General features: G+C 42.2%; 20 protein-coding genes. 12 read left to right on the top strand and 8 right to left on the bottom strand.

The genetic code is table 11. From position 1 onward, the window contains the following. Positions 1 to 2 precede the first annotated feature (2 nt). From V7K49_RS09570 to V7K49_RS09560, 3 genes are all read right to left on the bottom strand, one after another. Entirely contained in the window at positions 3 to 1,439 is a 1,437-nt protein-coding gene (locus V7K49_RS09570; RefSeq protein WP_334866591.1) for a cytochrome c, read from the bottom strand. Positions 1,440 to 1,470: 31 nt separating this feature from the next. Then, positions 1,471 to 2,937, bottom strand: coding sequence for a cytochrome c (locus tag V7K49_RS09565; protein ID WP_335205363.1), 1,467 nt, complete (start codon positions 2,935 to 2,937; stop codon positions 1,471 to 1,473). 66 nt (positions 2,938 to 3,003) lie between these two features. Continuing rightward, positions 3,004 to 4,398 carry an NADH:flavin oxidoreductase gene (locus V7K49_RS09560; RefSeq protein WP_335205362.1) on the bottom strand — a complete coding sequence of 465 codons (1,395 nt, stop codon included), beginning with the start codon at positions 4,396 to 4,398 and terminating at the stop codon, positions 3,004 to 3,006. Positions 4,399 to 5,221: 823 nt separating this feature from the next. On the opposite strand from V7K49_RS09560, the gene V7K49_RS09555 reads away from it, so the two are divergent. The 4 genes from V7K49_RS09555 to V7K49_RS09540 all read left to right on the top strand — a co-directional run bounded on the left by V7K49_RS09555 (position 5,222) and on the right by V7K49_RS09540 (position 11,031). After that, positions 5,222 to 7,177, top strand: coding sequence for a hypothetical protein (locus V7K49_RS09555; RefSeq protein WP_335205361.1), 1,956 nt, complete (start codon positions 5,222 to 5,224; stop codon positions 7,175 to 7,177). A 223-nt stretch (positions 7,178 to 7,400) separates the two neighbouring features. Continuing rightward, entirely contained in the window at positions 7,401 to 8,873 is a 1,473-nt protein-coding gene (locus V7K49_RS09550; protein ID WP_335205360.1) for a PGAP1-like alpha/beta domain-containing protein, read from the top strand. 161 nt (positions 8,874 to 9,034) lie between these two features. Next, complete coding sequence (gene ccsB / locus V7K49_RS09545) at positions 9,035 to 10,033, top strand: c-type cytochrome biogenesis protein CcsB (protein WP_334866580.1); 999 nt, start codon at positions 9,035 to 9,037, stop codon at positions 10,031 to 10,033. A 206-nt stretch (positions 10,034 to 10,239) separates the two neighbouring features. Next, the gene (locus tag V7K49_RS09540) at positions 10,240 to 11,031 is read left to right on the top strand and encodes an SDR family NAD(P)-dependent oxidoreductase (protein ID WP_335205359.1); all 792 of its coding nucleotides are present in this window, start codon (positions 10,240 to 10,242) and stop codon (positions 11,029 to 11,031) included. A gap of 83 nt (positions 11,032 to 11,114) precedes the next feature. Here the strand turns inward: V7K49_RS09540 and radC are convergent, their stop codons facing one another. Next, positions 11,115 to 11,846 carry a RadC family protein gene (gene radC / locus V7K49_RS09535; RefSeq protein ID WP_335205358.1) on the bottom strand — a complete coding sequence of 244 codons (732 nt, stop codon included), beginning with the start codon at positions 11,844 to 11,846 and terminating at the stop codon, positions 11,115 to 11,117. Between the two features lie 344 nt (positions 11,847 to 12,190). Here radC and V7K49_RS34630 point away from each other — a divergent pair, with 344 nt between their 5' ends. Together V7K49_RS34630 and V7K49_RS09525 are read left to right on the top strand one after the other, a co-directional pair. Beyond that, positions 12,191 to 12,529 (top strand): DUF6972 family protein, encoded by a 339-nt coding sequence (locus V7K49_RS34630; protein WP_442942247.1) that lies wholly within the window; start codon positions 12,191 to 12,193, stop codon positions 12,527 to 12,529. Further along, a complete protein-coding gene (locus V7K49_RS09525; RefSeq protein ID WP_334866574.1) occupies positions 12,477 to 12,746 on the top strand; it encodes a hypothetical protein in 270 nt (89 codons plus the stop codon). Before V7K49_RS34630 ends, V7K49_RS09525 begins: the two co-directional genes overlap by 53 nt. A gap of 138 nt (positions 12,747 to 12,884) precedes the next feature. Here the strand turns inward: V7K49_RS09525 and V7K49_RS09520 are convergent, their stop codons facing one another. Both V7K49_RS09520 and V7K49_RS09515 read right to left on the bottom strand, forming a co-directional pair. Next, on the bottom strand, positions 12,885 to 13,823 hold the full coding sequence (locus V7K49_RS09520) for a phosphoribulokinase (RefSeq protein ID WP_335205419.1): 939 nt from the start codon (positions 13,821 to 13,823) through the stop codon (positions 12,885 to 12,887). A 322-nt stretch (positions 13,824 to 14,145) separates the two neighbouring features. Next, positions 14,146 to 16,137, bottom strand: coding sequence for an alpha-amylase family glycosyl hydrolase (locus V7K49_RS09515; protein WP_335205357.1), 1,992 nt, complete (start codon positions 16,135 to 16,137; stop codon positions 14,146 to 14,148). 592 nt (positions 16,138 to 16,729) lie between these two features. Here V7K49_RS09515 and V7K49_RS09510 point away from each other — a divergent pair. The 6 genes from V7K49_RS09510 (at position 16,730) to V7K49_RS09485 (ending at position 22,982) form a co-directional block, all read left to right on the top strand. Then, positions 16,730 to 16,867, top strand: coding sequence for a hypothetical protein (locus V7K49_RS09510; RefSeq protein WP_335205356.1), 138 nt, complete (start codon positions 16,730 to 16,732; stop codon positions 16,865 to 16,867). Further along, positions 16,851 to 17,072: a hypothetical protein gene (locus V7K49_RS09505; RefSeq protein ID WP_335205355.1), complete on the top strand. Its 222-nt coding sequence runs from the start codon at positions 16,851 to 16,853 to the stop codon at positions 17,070 to 17,072. The genes V7K49_RS09510 and V7K49_RS09505 overlap by 17 nt, the downstream gene beginning before the upstream one ends. A gap of 27 nt (positions 17,073 to 17,099) precedes the next feature. Next, positions 17,100 to 17,762 carry a class I SAM-dependent methyltransferase gene (locus V7K49_RS09500; RefSeq protein ID WP_335205354.1) on the top strand — a complete coding sequence of 221 codons (663 nt, stop codon included), beginning with the start codon at positions 17,100 to 17,102 and terminating at the stop codon, positions 17,760 to 17,762. Positions 17,763 to 18,080: 318 nt separating this feature from the next. Next, positions 18,081 to 19,466: an AAA-like domain-containing protein gene (locus V7K49_RS09495; protein WP_442948661.1), complete on the top strand. Its 1,386-nt coding sequence runs from the start codon at positions 18,081 to 18,083 to the stop codon at positions 19,464 to 19,466. Positions 19,467 to 19,596: 130 nt separating this feature from the next. Further along, a complete protein-coding gene (locus tag V7K49_RS09490; protein ID WP_335205352.1) occupies positions 19,597 to 21,159 on the top strand; it encodes an AAA-like domain-containing protein in 1,563 nt (520 codons plus the stop codon). A 215-nt stretch (positions 21,160 to 21,374) separates the two neighbouring features. Further along, the gene (locus tag V7K49_RS09485; protein WP_335205351.1) at positions 21,375 to 22,982 is read left to right on the top strand and encodes an eCIS core domain-containing protein; all 1,608 of its coding nucleotides are present in this window, start codon (positions 21,375 to 21,377) and stop codon (positions 22,980 to 22,982) included. A gap of 293 nt (positions 22,983 to 23,275) precedes the next feature. Here the strand turns inward: V7K49_RS09485 and V7K49_RS09480 are convergent, their stop codons facing one another. Both V7K49_RS09480 and V7K49_RS09475 read right to left on the bottom strand, forming a co-directional pair. After that, entirely contained in the window at positions 23,276 to 23,506 is a 231-nt protein-coding gene (locus tag V7K49_RS09480; RefSeq protein WP_335205350.1) for a type II toxin-antitoxin system HicA family toxin, read from the bottom strand. Then, complete coding sequence (locus V7K49_RS09475) at positions 23,503 to 23,742, bottom strand: type II toxin-antitoxin system HicB family antitoxin (RefSeq protein WP_292759850.1); 240 nt, start codon at positions 23,740 to 23,742, stop codon at positions 23,503 to 23,505. The genes V7K49_RS09480 and V7K49_RS09475 overlap by 4 nt, the downstream gene beginning before the upstream one ends. Between the last annotated feature and the right edge of the window lie 98 nt (positions 23,743 to 23,840).

The following is a 23,840-nucleotide window of genomic DNA, read 5'->3' as shown; positions in this document are numbered from 1 at the left end:
GGTTATAAAGTTTTGAGATATTCGACTAATGCTTGTTTATCTTTGGCGAGTAAATCAGTGCCATAAAGATGTCCTTGGTTACTATTGCCAGGAACGCTAATGTCATATTTAAAACCTACACGTTGCGCTTGTTCTCCTTCGGAAATAAAGCCAACTTTGTTTTGGTCATAGACATCAAATCCTCGGTAAAAAGATTGGGGACGATTCTCTGGTTTTTCTAACAAGTCTTGTAGGGATGGCACCGAACCGTTATGGAGATAAGGCGCTCTTAACCAAAGACCATCAAGGGAGACAGATACATAACCATTGGTCTTCCGCAACTCGTTGAAGTCCCAAGAGTAACCATCACCAAATTTGTTGTAAGTATCTGCTGCTTGCTGCGTCCACATATCTAGACGGTGGCGGTCAGTTCCCACTTCATCAATAGGAATCACCTTACCAGTCCTTTCACCGCCAAATGCATGACAAGATGCACAAGTACTGCTAAAAATCTCTTTTCCTTGTGTAGCTAGTTGCTTATCAACTGCAAACGGATATTTTGGAGGCGGTAGTTCCGAAATATAATCTTCTACCCGTTGGAGATCCTCTACTGGTAGAGACTCTTTAGTTGCACCGTCACCAATAGCGCCAGTCTGCACCGTTTCTCGCAGCGAAGTTTCTAAACCATCCCAATGCAAGGCAAAGTTTTGGTGTTGCTTTTCATTCCACAGAGGCATCATATCTGAGTTACCAATGGTGTCATCTTTAGGCAACTTTAAGGTAGTGAACTTCACAGGGTTAAACGGGTCAATTCTACCTGGCCCCCAATTGGGACGAGAATCAGTCCAAGCAAAGTCTGCTTTTTGTTGCAGCAGCCCTTTCTTTGTTTGGGGAATAATTACAAAGCGATAAAGCAGGTTTTCCCACCAGGGAAACTCATGGCTATATTTGATTTCATCAAGGATATAGTCAGGTTCAAATCTGGGGTCGCTAGCAGCATTACTGAGAAAGCGGACATAGCCTTGAGAATCAAATTTATTCGCAGGCCCAGCTGTAATGATTGTTGGCTTATCTTTGATGTTTTCTCGATAGGTAGCATGATGACAAACAGCACAAGTTATCCCAACTCTAGGAAACCCAATTGTTTTTTTAGCAAAACCGACTGGTAGCTCTTTACCTTCTTCCCATGTAATTCCCAAAGAAGTATAACCACCTGGGCCTGGTAGCTTATCGGGAAATATGCGCGGCAATACTAACCAAATCCAATACGGTACACCTTGCGCCTGTTCTGTACCAATAGAACCATATTTAAAATGATCCTCCGGTAACTCATAAACTTCGCTAGGAACTTCGCGGAAAAGGTTGTACCATCCCACGTAACCCACAACCCCAAAAATCAGGACAATAACTACAGCAATTGAGGTGATTATTTTCCCTAATTTTGACTTAAGTATTGCCATAAACTTAGGTTTCTCCTTGCTAAAGTGTCCTTCAAAGTTTCTTCATGTACTCAACAATTGCATCTTTCTCTTCTGGGGAAAGATCAACACCGTATAAGTGACCACTGTTGCTGTTACCATCAAGTTTTGTATCAAACTTGAAGTACTTTTCACCATTTTCTTCGGCAACATCAGAGACAAAACCACCTTTTTCTCTATCGATAACGTCGTAGCCCCGATAAAATTCTTGTGGTCTGTTCTCTGGTTTTTCTAGTAAATCCCGTAGGGTAGGGACTGAACCATTGTGCAAATAAGGACTGCGTAACCAAACACCATCAAGGGGCATATTTGCATAGCCATTAGTCTTGCGGAAATTCTTAAAGCGCCAGGGATAACCTGCATACAGGGTATTTTGGTTAGAGATAGTTTCATAAGTAAATGAATCTAGGCGATGCCGATCTGTACCAATTTCTTGAATTGGTACAACTTTGCCTGTATACGCACCACCAAAAGCGTGACAACTAGCGCAATTGCTTTCAAAAAGTGGTTTTCCTGTGGCCGCTAAAGTTTCGTTAACTTCATAAGGATATTTTGGTGGTGGTAGTTTCCAAAGCCAATCGGCAATTCGATTAATTCGAGGCAAATCAATCGTTGTGGGTGTGACTCCAGTCCCTAAAGCTGCACTCTTATTACGTTCATCAACGGAAGTGTTATTACCATCCCAATGCAACTGCAATCCATCGCGGGGTTTTTGATTCCAAACTGAAGGAAAATCAGAAGTACCAATCAGTTCATCCTGATGCAATTTATCCATTGGGAAATGGAATTGAATTGCTTTATAAGGATTAAAAGTGTCTACTCTTCCTGGGCCCCAATCTGGTTGTTTTTCAACAAACTTAAGTCGATATGCCTGATTAATTAGTGCATCTCTAGTTTGGGGAATTGCAATGAAGCGATAAAGTAATTTTTCAATGGGATTAAGACCACCACTGATTTTTTCAATTTCTGGCAACATCCGGTTAGCAGTAAAGCGCTCATCCAGACCAACTGCTGATAAAAACTTGATATATCCCTGCAAATTCAGCACATTAGCAGGCATGGCTGTAATCACTTGATGTTCGCTATTAGGGGTATTTCGCAGTGTTCCTGTATGACATACAGCACAATTCAACCCAATGCGATCGATAAAGACTCTCCGTTGCGAAAAACCTACAGGCAAATCTTTATCAGGTTCTTTGATAAATCCCAGAGAAGTATAATCTTTTCCAGGTAATTTATCTGGGAATAGTTCTGGTAAAACTTTCCAAATCCAGTAAGGGATGCCATTGATAGGTTCGCTGCCGATTGAACCATATTTAAAGTGGTTTTCAATGTCAGCAAAATCTACTGGGGAGTTAGACAAAACAGGCCAAAGCAAAAATACTGCTACTGCTACAACACCCACAATCACAACCCAAATTCGCTGCAAGACTCCCTTGATTGAGATCGGGAGTAGCGTAGGGTTTGTTTGTTCAGTCATGAAACACTCCCTATATTGTCGAGATTATCTGTAAGCGAAATTGTCAATGTGATCCGCATCGCTTTTTTATCTAGATAATTTTGCCAACTCAGTTTGATGAAAGACTGACATTACTTCTTCCATCATCTCTTCATAGCTATTGAAGCGATCCTGCTCGTAACAACCTAAGGGGTTTTCAATTACATTCAGCAGGCATTTATTGCAATAGGTACAGGGTTTATCTGCCAGGTCTTTACCTGTTTTAAAAGATTTAACTAAGTCATTGTTAGCAATTAAGGTCCGAGCCATTGTGACGCCATCGCAATAATGATCATTAATTGCCTGACGAATATAAGAAGCCTGCTGTAAACCACCAGTACACAATACGGGAATATTAACGTGCTTTTTAATTTCTCTGGCATCCAGCAAGTTTCTGCCTTGGTTCTCTGCCAGTAACTGCTTGATTTTGGGATCTTTTACATCATAACCACTAAATGCTTGAGGAGGCAATTGCTTTTTCACTCGATTCCATAAAAGATTGAAAATAGGATGCAAAAATGCTTTGCGGAATAAAATGTAGTTGCGTGTGGTTTCAACGCCACTCGACAACATGGAGTCATAACTTTTAGTAATGACATCAAAATTAAAATCACCAATGGGATTGAGTGGGTGAGGAAACAAGCTACCAGTTGACACATGCACGCCATCAGCCCCAGCTTCTTCTGCCCATTTACAAACTTGGATGGAATCTTCGATGGTATTACCTGGTTTTTCCCAAAAGGTGACGGCGTTGTTATAGTCAACAGCACTAATTTTGAATTGCAGGTGAAAGTCGTTGCCTACTTCTTTGCGGATTGCTCTAATTACATCTAGCAAAAACCGCGCTCGATTCTCTAATGAACCACCGTATTCATCTTGACGGTCATTAATTCCAGAACTGAGAAATTGGTTAAAAAGATATCCATTCGCACTGTGCAATTCTACCCCATCTAACCCTGCTTCACGGGCACGTCTAGCACCATCGGCAAAGTATTGGATTGTTTCTTTAATCTCTGCTAGTGTCATCGCCTGACACAGAAATCCGTGGAATGGCTCAGTTTGGCTGGTGGAACTTAACGCTTTTTTTCCTGAGTTTTCTATACCGCCAATGTCCTGCTGTCGCCCAGAATGGCTTAATTGCAAGATAAATTTACAATCATATTCGTGGACTTTTTCTCCTACTTTTCGCCAAAAAGGAATGCGCTCATCACAGTGAATGGTGGCGTAATTGGGCATAATTCTGCCCCGGATGGCGACTGGGACAAAGGAAGTAATAATAGCCCCTACACCACCACGAGCAAACTTTTCTTCCCAGTTGATTCGGGCTTGGGTACCTGAACCATCATAGTTATCCCACCTTCCAGAAATGCTAGAGCGAAATATCCGATTTTTAACTGTGAGATTACGGAATCTCAATGGTTCAAAGATAATATCGTTTTCCATGTGTTCCTCTATTTTTCGTGTTGTTTTGGCAATAGGATTCGGCTTGGTGAATTCTTCGTAGCACGAATCACCTCGCCAGAGAACTGTTATTTCTAGTGTCTCTGGGAGGGCAATTGTTTATGTCTACAAATCCACAATGCAGGATTTCGGATGTGATCGCTAAGTATTAAGTTTTTGTTACCTAGATTTGCCTACCAAATTTCAGCATGGATGTTTATCCTTATTGGTTTTTACAGTTACAGCGGTTCCTGCTGTTATGAAGTACAGTCTTTCCCCGTCCACACTCACTTTTTTTCGACCGTTTCAGTACTAAATATGTACCTCACAATAGCGGGAAGTGCTGTATACAAAGACTTTTGCAATTTATAAACCTACATGACTCACAGAGCAATTCTTAAAAAAAGCGAAAATTTTGGTCTTTTATTTTCTCTTATGTTAAAGCAACCTTAATAGAAGCTACTAACAATTTGTTACAAACTTAAGCAAGTACGTAGGGAATGGATATAACCATAGCAAATTGGTTATTGAAGGCTATTGTAAGTTTACAATTTTTTAAATTTTTGATTTAGAAATGTATAAAATTTGATGATGAAGTTTTGCAAACTTGTGTAGTAAGTTCATATATAACGAAAGTAAGGTACATTTTAAATCATCAAAAATATCCCAAGGCTAAATCCGGAAAATGGGATAACGATGATGGAGCATTAGTGTACCTCTGCAAACGTGAGGTGCTGTGAAGAAGATTTAGGTGTTACAACCAGAGAGTTTTATGAAAAAGACAAGTCTAATTTTTAAGGGCTGTCTGCTCCTCCTGTTCGTGACTATGTTTATAGTCTGCGACTTTTATGGAACGCCTACAGCTCTAGGTGATGAGTATAGTGAAACATCTGCACCCATAAGTACTGAGTACTCTGATACGGGTGCATCCGAATACCCTGATAACTGTGAGGGTATCGGTTATCTCCCAGAGTACACAAAGGAGAATTTGACAGATGCCGAGAAACGGGGTCGTTGCACCTGGTACTTATGGACTGGCGGTAATGACAAGTACTATCGTGATTTAGCGAAGCGAACGCGTGGCGGTGCTGATCTGCTAAAGCTGATTGATTCGGATAAGCATGATCAGCGATTCAAGCTCTATGGCGCAATTAACGATCCTGGATGTGAAAAATCGACATCAAAAGATGAATACGGATTGCAGCTAGATAAATGTAAAGACCCGCTCTCTACTGGTGTTATTGGGTTGCGTAAGTTCCCCAACCCCAACTTTGACCGGGCAAAATGGAATCCTGTTGAATATGCCAAAAACTCACAAATCGAGCCTCCCTACTTGATCGGGCAGTCTTGTGCTATCTGTCACGTAGCGTTAGATCCCCTCAACCCACCCAAAGACAAGGAACACCCAAGATGGGAAAACCTCGTACCAGCATTGGGTAATCAGTACATCAAGGAAAACAAATTCTTTGACACCAGTGTTGCGGACAATAGTTTTATTAAGCAAGTACTTAACTCTCAGAAACCCGGGACTTCTGATACTTCACGGATTGCCACCGATCACATCAACAATCCGAATGCGATTAATGCCATTTTTAATTTAGGCGATCGCCCCAAATATCCAGAGGTGATGAACGATGGTTCAACCAAGGATGTTAATCATATTCTCAAGGATGGCGCGGACTCTACAGGAGTACCAATTGCCTCACTACGCGTCTACGTCAACATTGGGATGTGCGGCGATTACTGGACAAGTCTTCATGAGCCTTTATTAGGCAGAACTCCCCAAAAACCTTTTGATATCGAAAAGGCGCGGAAGGACTGCGAAGGCTGGAGACAGACAGAAGCACGCATGGCTGATGCAGAAGCATTCTTAAAAAGCATCAAGCCGATGCACCTGAAAGATGCACCGGGTGGTGAAGAGTTCTTAACTAAAGACGAGGAAGTTCTCAAACGTGGCAAGCTTGCTTTTGCCAGCACTTGTGCTAGTTGCCATTCCAGCAAAAAGCCACCTGCTGAGATTGCTGCTGACCCCGAACAGGCTCAGAAATGGTACGAAGAGTCTGTACTCAGTAGTAATTTTCTCGACCACAACTTCTTGTCTGATGACCAGCGTTATCCGGTGACACTAATTGGTACTAATGCGGCGCGATCGTTGGGGACAAATGCTACCAAGGGGCATATTTGGGATCAGTTCTCGTCGAAGACCTACAAAGAACTACCGTCACCAGGTACTTTGACGCTGTACAACCCTTTGGATGAGAAAAAACCGATCGAATTTAAGATACCGGACGGCGGTTTGGGATATTACCGTACACCTTCGCTAGTAAGTATTTGGGCAACAGCACCACTTCTTCACAACAATACACTAGGACTGTACAACGAAGATCCTTCAGTGAAAGGACGTGTAGAAGCCTATACGGATGCTATGGAAAAGCTGCTGTCGCCTGAAAAGCGTGAGGGAATTATCAGCAGGACAGATCGAGATACCAAATTAGAGCTTCCCCCAGGGGATCCGAATCCGAGATTTAAACTTCCTGTTCCTAAAGGTACGCCTGTGAATTTGCTGGCAAGCATCAATATTAGAGAGGCGATTACATCTCTCAATCTCAGCAGCCTTTTTCAAGACTTGAAACCGGGGGGTGGAATTAAGGGTAAGTTGGCACGCGTGCTTTTAAGAGCCAACAAATCTCCTGATTTTGTGGAAGATGAAGGTCATTATTTTGGCTCAAATCTGCCAGATGAAGACAAGAAAGCCTTAATTGAGTTCGTGAAAATGTTCTAAGACCAATATGCTTGGGTTCATGATATTTGGCCCCGGAAGATCCCCCCAACCCCCCTTTAAAAGGGGGGCTTAATAAGGAGGGTTAGGGAGGATCATGCCCTAACCCAAGCGTATTTATTTGGTTTTAAGACAACTTGTCTGGATGCTCTGCATTACAAGCACTCGTTTCCAGATTAAATCTAGGAACGAGCAAAAATACTTAAATTAAATAGTGAGGATATATATGCAGTATTTACCGATCATCTTCGTTCGTGGATATGCAGGTACACAAAAAGACGTTGAGCAAACGGTTGATGATCCGTTTTATGGCTTCAATAGTGGTTCAACTCATATTCGAGTGGATGAGAAAGAAAATCCCCAGAAGTTTTTTTTCGAGAGTCCATTACTGCGGCTAATGACCGATCATGGTTATCAACCGATTGTTGACAATCAGAATGTGAGCAATCAGATTAATAGATTGTCTGGCCAACTTCATAAAACTATTTGGGTCTACCGATTTTATGATCTAACTACACCTAGTTATGGATCTTCAAGTGTAGTTCGACAGGAGATGGAGCAGCTAGCTCAGGGTTTAAGAGACCTGATCCAGAATGTCAAGCAAACGACGGGTGCAAGCAAAGTTTATCTTGTCGCCCACTCGATGGGAGGCCTTGTTTGTCGCAGCTTGATTCAAAAGATTTATCCAGAAGAACGCAAGCAAGCTGCCGATCACATTGACAAGTTATTTACCTACGCTACACCTCATGGTGGCATTTATTTTGAGGTCGGGAGTGGCTTGCTTGAAAACCTGAGGGACAGGTTCCAATTGAATAATTCTGATGACTTTGGCCCCCAGCGGATGTACCAGTATTTAACACCTGGTATCCAGCCAAAGGATGAGTTACCCAAGGGCTTTCAGCTAGAAAAACTACAAAGCCTAGAGAATGCATTTTCGCCAAACCGTGTTTTTTCTCTGATCGGCACTAATGCACATGATTATGAAGAAGCTTTTGGTCTTTCACGCAAGACTGTGGGGGTGAAAAGTGATGGTCTAGTTCAGATCGATAGAGCTTACATCACAGGATCTCATCGGGCCTATGTTCACCGCTCTCATAGTGGGCGTTATGGCATAGTGAACTCCGAAGAAGGTTATCAAAACCTGCAACGCTTTTTGTTTGGTGATATTCAGGTGAAACTGTCTCTTAGCAATATCCAGTTAACAGATCTAGATAATAATTTTTATCAACTGGAAACTAGGGTTGCTTTGCGTGGTCTTCCTATTCCGATATATGAGCAGGCGATCGCTCATTATTGCCCAATTACACAAGAGTTAACCAGAACAGATAAACCCATTCCCCTATTTACAGCCTTTTTAATCCCAAGAAACTCAGCCAGTGATAATAATGTCTGTAGATATGCCCTGCGTTTAGCACTGCATTCTTTCACAAAACAACAGACAAATTGGTTAGGTGAGAGTCATCTCGACCAAGTACCCCTGTGGTCTGACTATCTAATTACTGATGTTGCCGAATTAAATAGCACATACAAAGCTGCATATAGCTGGAATTCCGATCAAAAAGAGCCAGTAACGAACTTAAATCCCAATCGAGAATCCAGTTCAGATGTATATGTTGCAGATGTTCCCCTACCTGAACGTGGGCAAAAAGTCTTAGGAACAAATGCGGCAGTTCGCTTGGAAATCTCCAAATGGCAATAAATGTGATTGTTAAGTAGTAGTCACTCAAGCCAACTTTGAGGAGTGATAGTAGGGAATAGGGAGTAGAGAAAGGTTTTTTCGCTTTGTTAAATTTTTGGATACCTAGCAAAGTTGCTTTGGTGGACTACTAAATTGCTGCAAAATATTGAGGTACAAATTCAATGGATTTAGTCAGATTAGAAAACTGGTTGGATAATGGGGCGTTTGCCGTTCTATTTGTTACCATGCTGCTGTACTGGGTGGGGACAGCTTTTAAGGACATACCTTATCTATGGATTTTAGGAACAGCTGGGATGGCGATCGCTAATTTGTCTATTGCAACACTACTTGGGGCGCGATGGCTAGAAGCAGGCTACTTTCCTTTGAGCAATCTTTATGAATCTCTATTTTTCTTAACTTGGGGGATTACAACTATCCATCTAATTGCCGAAAATAGGAGTGCTAGTCATCTTGTGGGAGTAGTTACAGCACCTGTAGCAATGAGCATTACTGCTTTTGCAACTCTAACTTTGCCCTCTTCAATGCAGCAGGCAGAACCTTTAGTACCTGCGCTCAAGTCCAATTGGCTAATGATGCACGTGAGCGTGATGATGCTCAGTTATGCAGCGTTGATGGTTGGTTCGCTGCTAGCGATCGCCTTTTTAATTGTGACTCGCGGTCAAAATATCCAACTACAAGGTAGTTCCGTAGGCACTGGGGGATACCGCTTGCATAAATCTCCCACGCTAGTTGTTCAACCAGAAGTAGCTGTTTTTGCAGCCAGCAGCAGTACAACCGCAGTTTTGGATAAAGTCAAAACATCCCCAATCCTTAATTCTCAACCTCTTTCACCACAGCGTCTTAGCCTTGCAGAAACTCTTGACAATATCAGCTACCGTGTTATTGGGCTGGGTTTTCCGCTCCTGACCATTGGCATTATTGCTGGTGGAGTATGGGCAAACGAAGCTTGGGGTTCTTACTGGAGTTGGGACCCAAAAGAAACTTGGGCGCTAATCACTTGGCTAGTTTTTGCTGCCTACCTCCACGCCAGGATTACTCGTAGTTGGCAAGGGCGTCGTCCGGCAATTTTAGCGGCAATCGGCTTTGTTGTAGTTTGGATTTGCTATTTGGGGGTTAATATCTTGGGGAAAGGACTACATTCCTATGGGTGGTTTCTTTGAGCTTGTACCAGAGAAAAAGTGATGTAAATTTTAATATTTGTTTAGCAAAATACTGCTTGTTGTTCTGTAGTCAGTGATTAGTTGTGGTTAATTAACACTTTTTAATTATTATGATGAGAGAATAATCAAGGTTAAAGAGCGTTAGGTTACTAATGACTAATAACTAATGATTCATTTGTTTTCAGGCTGTTAAGAAAGGAAAAATTATGCAGAGTAATCGCAAACAAACGGCTCTTATTACTGGTGCATCTGGCGGCATCGGTTATGAATTCGCAAAGTTATTTGCTCAGGATGGTTACAATCTGGTGTTGGTAGCTAGAAGTGTAGACAAGCTAAATAAAATCGCCGATGAATTTAAAAATAAATTTGGTATTGATGCCAAAGTTATTTCCAAGGATTTATCTAACCCATCAGCCCCAGAAGAAATTTTCACTGAGTTAGAAAAAGCATCTATCAGAGTTGATGTGCTGATTAACAATGCTGGATTTGCTACCTACGGATTATTTCACGAAATTGACCTGAATGCTGAACTGCAATTGCTACAGGTCAATATTTTATGTCTCACACATTTAACCAAGTTATTCCTCAAGGGTATGGTTAAGCGGGGGTCTGGAAAAATATTAAACGTGGCTTCGACTGCTTCTTTTCAACCAGGTCCGCTGATGGCAGTATACTACGCTAGTAAAGCCTATGTCTTGTCGTTTACAGAAGCGATCGCTAATGAATTAGAAGGTACAGGTGTTTCTGTGACGGCGCTTTGTCCAGGGCCTACAGAATCTGGTTTTCAACAAAGAGCCGCAATGGAAGACTCAAAGCTGGTAAGCGGTCAAAAGATTATGACTGCGGAAACGGTAGCCGATCTCGGCTATCGTGGTCTATTGGAAAACAAAACTGTTGTTGTTCCTGGAATTAAAAATAAGCTCCTCGCTGAATCCGTAAGATTTACTCCCAGAAAGCTAGTGACTAAACTAGTTAGAAACATGCAGGAAAGCAAATAAGTTGTAACTTTAGGACAGACGCGAAGAAAGAATATGCGCGGACGCGGTGAAATATTTCGTATCACCGTGTCCTATTCACTAACTTAATCCCCCTGTGGATGTTCATCCCACAAGGTTGTCAGTTCCCGTAAACTTTGATGATTGCCATTGCCCAAAATCAGATGATCTAATACCGGAATGCCCAAAAGCTGCGCCCCTGCTAACAACTGACGCGTTAACTCTATATCTTCCTGGCTTGGTTCAAGGTTCCCAGATGGATGGTTGTGAGCAACTATTACCCGCGTTGCGCCTTGACGAATAACTTCCCGAAAAATATCACGGGGAGAGGCTAGGGTTTCGGTTGCTGTGCCAATAGTAATTACTTGCGTACCCAGCAAACGATTCTTGACATCTAACAGCACTACTGCAAAACGTTCTTTTGTTTGCCACATCAAATCTTGACTGAGGGTAGCAGCAGCAGCAAGTGGGCTATCAATTAATGTGCCATCTAAAGGCCGAGATTGAAAGGCGCGTTTGCCCAATTCAATTGCTGCTAAGATACTTGTCGCCTTGGCTGGGCCAACACCAGAAATTTGCATCAACTCTGCGGGTGTAACTTCTCGCAGAGTTGCTAAAGGATCACGTTGGTGTTTGCCTAATTCACTCAAAATATATTGTCCCAAACCCACAGCAGATAATTTTCCCGGACCTTGACCAGTGCCTAGTAGAATTGCAATTAACTCCGCTGTGGCTAAAATTTTGGCACCGTGCGTCATTAGCCGTTCACGCGGACGCTCATTTGTAGGTAGGTCGGCAATTCTGAGGCAATAGGTCATAAACTAAGATAATCGTCACCACACATCAAACTATCCTTAGTTATCCCTTGTTTGCTCTAGAAATCATCTTTATTTGAGAAAATCTTTAATCTTGGGAAATTTTATCTATTTCTGTACATCATGTTCTCGGAGGAATAAAAGTCAATTTTTTAACGAACCGCCAACTCTTGGAGAGCCAACGGCCAACGCGCAGCGTCTCCAAGTGTTGGCGCAGAGGACGCAGAGAGAAGAAAGAAATGCGATCGCATAATTCAACAACCCAACACTACACTGCGATTCATGGTTCACTACGAGTGATCGCTCATGGAGCGTGATATTCTCATAGGGGATAAATACCTAGCTTTATGAGTGGCATTGAGCGTGAAATTATTTTCGATCCTCGACACATTTATAAACATTTACCAGGTACTCCTCAAGCGCAAAGATTGTTGAGACGAGGAAGATCCGCTCATGTTTTCAACGATGAAGCCACAATGAATAGAGTTACTCAAGCTCTGATAGAAAGAGGAGAGTACACTGGAACTGTCCGGGGATACGAGCGTTATGGTCTATTTTTTGCTGAAGCCATTGGTTACAGAATCAGTCCAGAAGGTTCAAGTATTCCGCTATTTTATGCAGAGGTGAAAATTAATGCAGAAAATCGATACCACATCACTCCCCGCACCCGACCCAGTGAAGAATAACTGGGAGTTTACCGAAGTCTGGATTGATGCAATGCTGTCGCCTCCCTATGTGTTGTTACTTCTTGTTGATCGAGAGGGAAGGTGTTGTGTATACGATCCCGCTGAGGGTTATAAAGTCATATTTACTTGTTCAAGTTACGAAGAGGCTCAACTCTGGTTGCTAGAAGATGAGTATGAGCCGATTGAAGGGCGCGTTTCTGCATCTGAGTTTGAGTAAGCATAGTGCGTAGTTTACCGCCTTAGGCATCACATAATTAGCACACTACACTGTACTTGTAAACTGCGAGTGAGCAATGTCTCTTGACTCGCCGCTTTGCGTTTACGCCAGCAACTTAAATCCCTTCATCTTCGCTGATTACTGATAAATTTGCGTTGCTTTGAGCATGTGGTAGGTAATGATCAACTGAGTAAGAGCGAGGGGGTAACTTTGCAATGTCTCCCCAGTTGTACCAGCGATTTTACCCAGTTCTGGATTACTTTCGCGATTGCAAATATTTTGTAAATGGGGCATATCAGAACAAATAATATGTTCTAGCTTATTCACTTGTTCTAAAGTTGCATGACCATCAACTTCTAACACATCCACAGGCTTACTCATATCCCTATCTAGCCCCAGGCGGATCGCTGAGTCAGAATTACCATAACTAGAGTTGGTAATTGGGGTGAAATCTGGGTGCGGAATTGTCGGACGCAGTACCAGGCGGACATTCAGGTGTCCATTGGTTTCATCATCTTCGTCTGTAGGTGGGTAGAAACTAATTACTATATCAGACCATTGCCGCTGCGGACGGATAAACTCTGCTGAGTCTGGTTCGCGCTTTTCTAGTTCCGCTAGCACCTGTTGGGCAGTGTAGCTCCGCTTTTGCGTGTCTCGCTTGACTTTCCACTTAGCGCGTAGTTCTTCTGGAGGTGCAAGGTAAACTTTAACATCGTAAGAGTCACGGGCAGCACGGGTAGAATAACCGAGTAATCCCTCAATAATCACGAATTTATTGGGCTTGATATACTTTGGTGGCTCGAATGTGCCGGTTTTATGGCTGTAAACTGGCTTAAGAATTGGTTGTCCTGTGCGTAGCAGCGACAGGTGTTGCTGCATAATATCTAGGTGGTTGCAGTCGGGGTGGAGAGCAGTAATCCCAATTTCTGCACGTTCTTTGCGATCGTAACGGTGGTAATCATCTGTACAGATGATTGTGACATTTTCTGGGCCGAGTGCTTGAGCGATTCCGCGTGTTAGTGTTGTTTTCCCAGCAGCGCTGTCGCCGACAATACCAAGAATTATTGGACGGCTCATCATACCTCCCAGAATAAAAGCAAGTTTATTAATACAATTTCCCTACAATAGTTTTAATTCTAGAAGGGTTTAGGCGAGTAACTCAAGTAAAGGCTTGGTATGCAATATCTCTACATATAGAATGTCTATGCGCTGGTTTATTGCATAATAATTACAAACTACATTACTTTCAGAGTCATTTGTACCCATAATTATGGATGTAGCCGCTGAGTTTCAGAATTAAGCATCCGAATTTTGTGGTATTTCACCCTAGTAATAGAAATAGGTCAGTTTGAAGTACCAAACTTGACCTAACATGATCTTTCACTGAGCGGCATTGAGATTAAACTAGAGCGTACACTTTTGCTTCCCAAGGGAAGATACCTTCTCTGCCTACCCATTCAGATGGAACTATCCGCTCTTGAGTAATTTCCTTCCACTGCTTGCCAACTGGAGTTGCAGGCCAATTCGGGACTGTGTACTCAGAACCAACAGGAGTGCCGTAGTCAGAGAAATTCGCCACAACAACTACTAATTGATCGGCTTTATTACCACGCTGCCAGACTAGAACTCGTTTACCATCATTAAAGTCAACATGAAGAAATTGAGTCTCATTTACAGCTAAAGCATCGGAAGTCTTACGCAAGCGAACCAACCTGGCAACGTATTGGAAAATGCGTTGCCGCCAATCATCTTTCACACGGCTGTAGTTAACAGGGTCAATCTGCTTATGATCATCTGTTGGAGGCAAATCCTGCTGATCAGCAAATTCGTCTCCGGCAAGGATCATGGGAATTCCTACAGCGGTAAGCAGACAGACAAATGCCAACTTAATCCGCGGTTCAGTATGATCAATTCCATTACTAACCAGGTAGCTGAAGAAACGCTCGTTACCATAACCGCCAACATCATGGGAAGTTATATAGTTTACCGCCTGAGAACCATCTGTAAAGCCTAAGTTTCGGCAATCAATTAGTTTGCGGATACTCCACTCAAAGCTGGGTTCATCCCAGGCGTTCTTACCTAAAATCACCTGTCGGATGATTTGCTTGAACTTTTCATTCCAAAGTCCATCTAGACGATTTTGGTGGATTAGAGATAGGGGTACACTCAACTCTTCGCCAACTACGAGGAACCTATCGCTGGTTCCGCCTCTTTTGTCCCAAAGGGTGCGGGCAAAATCTTTGAATTCCTGCAAAAAGTCGTAGTTGGCGATATTGTTCACGCTATCCAACCGCAGACCATCAACCCGATAGTATTCTAACCAGTGGGCAATATGGGCTTTTAAGTATTCACGGGCTGGGACAAGCCAGGACTTTTGCCCAGTAATCGGGTTATAACCCTCTACCCAATAGTCGTACTTAAATAAATCGCCACCAAAGCCATCTCTTGACCCTTGTTCTGGATCACCACTGGCCCATTTGATGTAAAATTCCAAAAAATTAACGTTATGGTAAGGATTATTCCGCGAGAATGCCATCACCACATCTACAAAAAAGCGCAACCCTTGCTGATGACAAACTTTGATCAAATTAGCTAAATCAGTCGAAGCAGTAGGTGCTGACTCGCTATCTGGGCGTCCTAAGTCAAAATCCGCTGCAAAATAATTTGCTGTACCATAGCCCCAATTGAGATTATCATCACTGTCTTCTGGTGGCAGAAGTTCTAGGGCGTTGATTCCCAGTTCCACAAGATGAGCGCGGTTATTCAAGGCGCTGAGTATGGGAAAAGTAGGAGCGATCGCTTCTGGTACTAATAGTGCTAGTACATCACGAAATGTGCCGGTTCCTTCTTCAATCAATCCATTTGAGTTAATCTTTGTCCAGCGAGTTGGTAATTCGTAAATCACCAGTTGATTATTGATTGGCAGCGTCTCTAAAGCAGCATCGCCTTCCCAATTTACAGTTTGCCCTTCGGGATCACAGGGAATCAGCGTCCCATTTTGATAAAGCACGACGCTTGCCGGATCGAAGCTAGCAACACCTCCCGATTCTGACGGCGTTGGTGCACGTAAGCGTCGATCCACAGTTGTCGCTGTTGGATCTGTGCAGTAGAGAATTTGATTAGCATTGGCAGAGTCGTAGGGGTCTGAGTTGCGGACTTTAAACCAGTAAAAGTAGACCTGTCCTTCAGTCAGACCAGATTCTTGAGCCGAAACTTCCCACAATTGTGGAAATTCCGTTGATTGACGAAGCGGAACTTCTTTAAATTGAGCTAATCTGTCTGGGCTTTCGGGAGCAGTGTTGCCAATATAGAGAGTGGGAGCTAGTTCTGAAGCACCGGGACGCCACAAGACAAAATGAGTTTTTTTGCGGCTCAATAAATCGATAAACATTACAAAAACCTCTGGGTGAGCAAAGTTCAGTTATGAAGTTCTTACACAACAGCCGAGCGTTATTCCAGACGAGAGGTTGAATTTCTTTGAACTGTCAATATTAGGCAGTGGATTGAGTATTTTGCTGGTAAATTTAGGAAGTTAACTATATATAAACCTCATCTATGTTAAGAACCGTAGTTTTTGCCCTCACCCTAAATCCCTCTCCCAAGTAGGGAGAGGGACTTTTTTCCGGCTCCCCTTCTGGCAATATTGGGAGAAGGGGCTGGGGGATGAGGGTTTTTCTGTTTATACAGAACTACAGTTTTCAATGTGGACGCGGTTTATCAAGGTTTTGATATTTCCTGCTATTAGCTTTCATCCCCGATTTCAAAGATATTCAATCCTCAAAAGTTTTGGAGTTTTGAAGATTGCATTTCGGGTTTTCTGCATATTTATAATTAAAGGTAAAGAAAAGAACTATATATTAAGTACTAGGTACAGCTTTGCGTAAAAGCGTAGCGTTTTTAATGCAAGCCGACGCATTAACAATGCAAGCCGACGCATTAACAATGCGGCCGACGCATTAACAATGTAAGCCGATGCATTAACAATGCAAACCGACGCATTAACAATGCAAGCCGACACATTAGCATTGCAAGCCGACGCATTAACAATGCAAGCCGACGCATTGGCATTGCCGGGTATTACCAAATTTAATTTGCTACGAATTAATGAAATGCTGTACTAAGTGTAGTGTTGAATTGGCGATCGCTAACCAGATCAAAACCGTGATTATTGGGTTCAACCCCGGAATCAAGCAAGAAATCAATATTGGTAAGCGCGACAATCAAACAGCAATTGCTACAACTCTTGGAGAAATACGCAATGCACTGCCTCAACTTTGTGCAGATTCCCCACTCGCTGTTGAGATTGAAACCGCAAGCGCTGTGTGAACATTATGGATTGCAGGAACGCAGGTTATGACAACTCAAACACTAGGACTCGAACAAAACCTCTATGACTATTTACTATCAATTTCTCTGCGAGAACCAGAGATTTTAACCCAACTCAGACACGAAACAGCCCAGTATCCAATCGGGAGAATGCAGATTGCTCCCGAACAGGGGCAGTTTCTGGCGTTACTGGTGCAGTTGTTGGCAGCTAAGAAAACTTTGGAAATTGGGGTATTTACGGGCTATAGTGCCCTAGTGGTGGCATTGGCGTTACCGAGCGACGGTCAGGTGGTAGCCTGTGATGTGAGTGAGGAATTTACAACGATCGCACGGCGCTATTGGCAGCAAGCAGGAGTCGCGGATAAAATTCAACTGCACATTGCCCCAGCTTTGGAGACTTTGGATCGGCTACTCGCAACCAAAGAAGCGGAAACTTTTGATTTTGCCTTCATCGATGCAGATAAGAGTAACTATGATGGCTATTATGAGCGATCGCTGCAATTAGTGCGACGGGGGGGACTGATTGCGATCGATAATGTCCTCTGGTCAGGCAGGGTTGCCGACCCCCAAGTGCAAGATAATAGAACTAGAAGAATTCGTGCCTTTAATCAAAAGCTGCATCAAGACCAGCGAGTTAGTCTTAGTGTAGTAGCGATCGCAGATGGCTTGACTCTGGCACTGAAGAAGTAATATCTTTGAATCCCCATTTATCCATTTGTTACGAACGCAGAAGCGGCCGTAGTGTCGCTTTGACAAAAAATAGTGGTTCCATAAGTTACTTTCATCTGTGACCCTTGAGAAGAAGACTATTTGTAGCAGCTGATTCCCACTAAAATGCACTTTTGCTACTCTGAAGTGTCACACTAAGAATTTTCTTTCTTTGAAGATTAATAAAGGGGACAATTTTTTACCCATACACATTTTTTTTCTTTTTTTAAGTATTTATTCAGTAGTATATTATTACTAGACTAAAGTGGATAAATGCATCTACTAATTGTTTAACCTTTAATATCCGTGGAAGATATTCAGCAAGCAGTAGAAAGAATTTTGCAAGACAAGCCTCTTGCTTCCATTCAGTGGTTTGTGCTCTCTCAATCGTGGTTGGGCAAAAGTTACAGTGAAATGGCAGAGGCATCAGGCTACCGCAACAATTACATCAAGGAAGTTGGCTCTGAGTTGTGGCAAGACCTTTCCGTTGCACTTGGAAAAAGAGTAACGAAAAAAAATCTGCATTTAGCCTTGAATAAATACCTGCAAAACGAGATAGGTGATCGGGAGAATCAGAGCCAACATCAGTTCAGCGAAGAATCTAGCTTAGAAATATCTCCAGACTTTTTTTCAGCAAGCAAGATAGAATTTCCTAGCGGCCCTGTACCACTGAGTTCTCCTTTTTACATCAATCGCCCTCCCCTGGAAGAACTTGTTTGTAATGAGATTTTACACCCTGGTTGCTTAATCCGGATCAAAGCACCTAGAAAGATGGGAAAAAGTTCACTGCTCAACCGGATGATTGCTTATGCTAGAGAGCAAGGTTATCAAATTGTCTATTTGGACTTTCAAGAAGCTGACCAAGATGTTTTTGCTTGTCTTGATAAATTTTTGCGTTGGTTTTGTGTCAATGTCAGCAGGCAGTTAAATCTCCTTCCCTCTCTAGATGATTTTTGGGATACGGAAATGGGCAGCAAGGTAAGCTGCAAAATCTATTTTGAAGCGTATCTGCTGCAATACATTGATCATAGTCCTGTAGTTTTGGCTTTGAATGAAGTCCATCGAGTTTTTGAACATCCCAATATTGCCCAAGACTTTCTGCCAATGCTGCGATTTTGGCACGAACAAGGAAAGCAGAATCAAATCTGGCAAAAACTGCGGATGGTGGTGGTTCACACAACAGAAATTTATATTCCGCTCAACCTCAACCAATCACCTTTCAATGTAGGGATAACAATTACGCTGCCACCGTTTACTCTCAATCAGATACAGAATTTAGCATTATGTTACGGACTACATTCGGCAGCAGACTCCGAAGGGGCAAAACGCCTTGTACCCCTACAAACAATGGTAGGAGGACATCCCTATTTGGTGAGCCTTGCGCTTTATCATCTATGTCAGGAGGAAATGACATTAGAGGTGTTACTAGAAACCGCATCTACACCAGTGGGAATTTACAGTCAGCATTTACGAGAATTGTTGAACCTACTCCAAAAAGAACCAGAATTAATGTCAGCTATGCAACAGGTAATTGCAACAGATGAAAAAGTAGAGCTAAACGCGATCGCTGCTTATAAGCTAGAAAGTATGGGTTTGGTTCAACTAAATGGCAATCAAGCTCACACGATGTGTGAGTTATATCGCCTTTATTTTAGCCAACAACTTGGAAAGCACTCAGGTTGCTAATGGTTCTGGTAGACTGTTGAAAGACAAATAATCAAAATAAGTAATTCTCATTCTTAATATGAATTTTATCAATTGTCTCGATACCAATTCATTTATTAAGAATGAGAACGAATTTGAAATTTTAAATCAAATGAACAATTATCGATACCAAGTTGGCGGCACTTTAACCAGTGACGCTCCTAGCTATGTTGAGCGCAGGGCAGATGTAGAACTCTACGAAGCCTTGAAACAGGGTGAATTTTGCTACATCCTTAGCTGTAGACAAATGGGCAAATCCTCACTGATGGTCAAAACAAAGCATCGTTTGCAACAAGAAGGCTTTAGATGTGCAACCGTTGACATGACTAATATTGGTTGCGAAAATATAACTCCAGAGCAGTGGTATAAGGGAATTATCGGGGACTTATGGTTAGGTTTTAAACTGTTAGGAAAAGTCAATCTAAAAAGTTGGTGTGAACAACAAAATGATATCTCTTCAGTTCAGAAACTCAGTCGATTTATTTCAGAAAATCTGTTAGCTCAATTTCCTAACGAAAGATTATTTATTTTTATTGATGAAATTGATAGTATTCTCAACCTTGATTTCTCTGTTGATGACTTTTTTAACTTAATTCGATTTTGCTATAACCAACGAGCAATTGATCCAGAGTATCATCGGATTACATTTGCAATTTTCGGTGTTGCGACACCTTCAGAATTAATTCTATATCGAAATCATCCTACACCGTTTAATTTTGGTAAAGCCATACAAGTGAATGGTTTTACATTTGAAGAAGCTCAACCACTATCTTTGGGACTGGATATAAAAGACAATCATCCCCAGAAAGTTTTGAAAGAAGTATTAGCTTGGACAAAAGGGCAACCATTTCTTACTCAAAAGCTGTGTCGGCTGCTTGTTAGTTTATCTCAAGATGATCTGGGTAGAAAGCTAAAAATTCCCCCTGGCACAGAAGAATTTTGGATAGAAAATGTGGTGCGATCGCACATCATCGAGAAATGGGAATCACTTGATGAACCGGAGCATTTGCGGACAATTCGCGATCGCATCCTCAGAAACGAACAAATTGCCGCCAGATTGCTAGGAATTTATCAACAAATTCTCCAAGGAGTGGAAGTACCAGCCGACGATAGTCGAGAACAGGTAGAACTGTTACTGTCTGGTTTGGTGATCAAAAAGCAAGGTTTTCTCCAAATCAAAAACCGAATTTATCAAGAAGTTTTCAATTTAGAATGGGTTGGAAAAAAATTAGCTTACTTGCGCCCCTACTACGAAACCTTCAATGCATGGGTAGCTTCAAAAGAAAAGGATGAATCTCGCTTATTACATGGACAAGCCTTGATTGATGCCCAAACTTGGGCAAATGGCAAAAGCTTGAGCAACTTAGATTATCGATTTTTAGCTGCTAGTGAAGAATTAGATCGGCGAGAAATGCAGCAAGCATTAGAGGCTGAACGTGCCAAAGAAGTTGAAGCACGACTTGCAGAACAACAAAAAAGACTGGCTCAACAAAAGAAATCTGCCAGAATAGTAACATTTTTGCTCTTGGGCATGACGATTAAGTTGGTGATTTCTATAATCTGGGGAATGTCGCTTTTACGAAAGATTGATGCTTTAGAATCACAGGGAAAATGCACCCAAATAGGGCATCAGGGCAAAGTAATAACTGCAAATTCTCGGTTAGGTGGATGCTGAAGCGAATTTTAGATTTTACTTTGTGCAGAATTAATTAAAATTTACATTATAGGAATAGTAATCTCTATCTGAAGAGAGATGAATAGGTTTTTCAGCGAACAAATAATTCTATCTAGTACTACATATGTATTACTTTGGATAAAGTTATTACTCAAAGTCAGTAGACCAAAAACTTAATGTCAGGTTGACTACCAAGTACAGAACTTGTAAAAACAATGCATAACAAAAGATTGTCAAAGACTCCCTCATCCATCAATAGCAATTCCCAAGCAGCAGAACAAAACCCGAAATTAGCCTATAGACCGTTTGGTAGCCAAATTCAAAAAGCATCAGCTGCACCTGTGACACAAAGTACAAAAGAAGATGTTGCCTTTGCAGAACAAAAGATGGAGGCTTTTGGACTGGAATTACAAGCCAAATATGGCAAGATTACGCCCGAAGGGCAGGAACGCCTGACTGTGCTGCAAGCCAAGATGAATGGTTTATTGAATTCTCAACTGGAACACGCAAGGCGATTTAGTCATAACATTGCCAATATTCCACTAAGAAGACCAGATACACCAACACCAATTCAGGCAAAGTTGACAATTGGGGAGCCTGGAGATAAGTACGAGCAGGAAGCTGACGAAACAGCGCGTCAGGTTGTGCAAAGGATTCATCAGCCACAGAGCGATAAACATCAGCGTGAGTCATTGCCTGAAGAGGAAGATGAATTGCAAATGAAACCATCGGGCAATATCCAGCGCGAGTCATTGCCTGATGAAGAAGAATTGCAAATGAAGCCGATGGTGCAGCGTCGTGTGTCAAACGGTGGTGTAGCAGCAACACAAGATTTGGAAGCATCCATCAATCAGGCACGGGGTGGGGGACAGCCATTGGCAAAGAATATCCGTGAACCGATGGAGCAAGCATTTGGGGCTAATTTCAGTAGGGTGAAGGTTCACACTGATACTCAGGCTGACCAACTGAATCGGGCGATACAGGCGAAGGCATTTACGACAGGTCAGGATGTGTTCTTTCGGCAAGGGGCGTATGAGCCGGGGAGTCGAGGGGGGCAGGAGTTGTTGGCGCATGAGTTGACCCATGTAGTGCAACAGAAAGGTGGGGAGGTGCAACGGGCACAGTTAGCGGAAACGGGGGGATCGCAGACAAGTGACGCTCACATCGGAGCGTCGGGGGTGCATGAGGAAAATAATAAAGGTGCGGTTGTGGTGCAACAGGTGCAGAAAGAGCTGCTACAAAAGGTATCGGACATACAATACGGCTCGATGTACAACAACTGCGGAAGGTCAGTGGATGCTTATATTGATGCTTCTAACGTACCAACAGGTAAATCACCCCCATCGTCAAGGCCAAACTGGTGGAGTCAATTTAAGGGTCTTTCACCAGGCATAAAATACTTCAGTGAAAACTATTTGGTACAGGGGCATTTATTGAACCATCATGTGGGTGGCGGTGACTTGATGAAAAATCTGACCCCAATTACGGGCTCTGCAAATACAACGATGCTGAACTTCTTTGAAAGGACTGTAAAAAATAGTGTAAAGCAGGGGAAGGATGTACTCTACAATATACAAGCGGCATATCATTATAAAAAGCCTCCAACAGCGGAAGAACTAGCTGGTAAGAATTTATCCAAAAACGATAAAGCCATCCTCAATAAGTCGGGATATCTGAGCAACTTCTGCGATTGGATTTACGCAGAGTATACAATTTATCCTCATGTTGGAGGACGTAGTAAATTGGCTAGCACAACACCCATAAGCGCAAGCCAAGGACTTTGGGTAAAGAATGAAAGCGCGGAAAAAAAGGGGACATACTAACGTCGATAAATACAGGAAAATGTCCGCATATAATAAAAAATATATAGTGTGATAGCCATTCTTGTAGAGCGATCGCGGTTCTTGTAGCAACTCTTTTAAAAGTCAAGCGATCGCATCATGTCTGATGATTGATGAGCGTGTGATCGCTTATCTGATAGCGAGAGTCAAACAATAAAAGCGATCGCTCCTAGCATGATGGTTGATGAGCGTGCGTAGGCGTAGCCCGTCGTAGACATCGCCGAGCTTGTAGGTTGGGTTTAGTACCGACATCAAACAATAAAATTACACCTAATTTATTTTCCCAATAACTCAAAGAAAGTTTCCTTATCAATACCAATATCCTGAATCAGACCGATTAAAGTCCCTTGTTTTAGGTCTTTTCCCGAATGAATAGGAACAACAACCCTTTGTCCATGACTATCCTTGTAAATAGCATGACTCCCCTTTTGACGGTCAAGATAAAAACCTAAATTTTCGATGACTTTGATAAATTCTTTAGCTTTGACACAGGGAAAATTACTCATGCCAAGATACTTAAAGGTTTAACAATTAAATCATCTCTAGGAATTGACTGATTATCAGCCCTTAAACTTTCAATATATAATTCAATAGCTTCTGTAATATTCTCGATGGCTTCTTCAAAAGAATCTCCTTGAGAATGACAACCTTTTAGAATAGGACAAAAAGCGTGATAACCTCCATCTGATTCTTTTTCAAGAAGAACTGTGTAATTGTAAATTTGTTTATTGTTGTTGTCCATATATTTTCAACTTGTTTGTGATCTACCTACTTTTAACTTAGACTGATTTATATGATGACTTGCGCGCACCCTAGCAACTTCAAAACCTATTTTACCAA

Origin of the sequence: Nostoc sp. (assembly GCF_036919675.1) — a bacterium.
In the GTDB taxonomy this organism is placed as follows: domain Bacteria; phylum Cyanobacteriota; class Cyanobacteriia; order Cyanobacteriales; family Nostocaceae; genus Nostoc.
The sequence above is the reverse complement of the archived record's forward strand: the minus strand, read 5'-3'. Positions and strand labels throughout refer to the sequence as shown.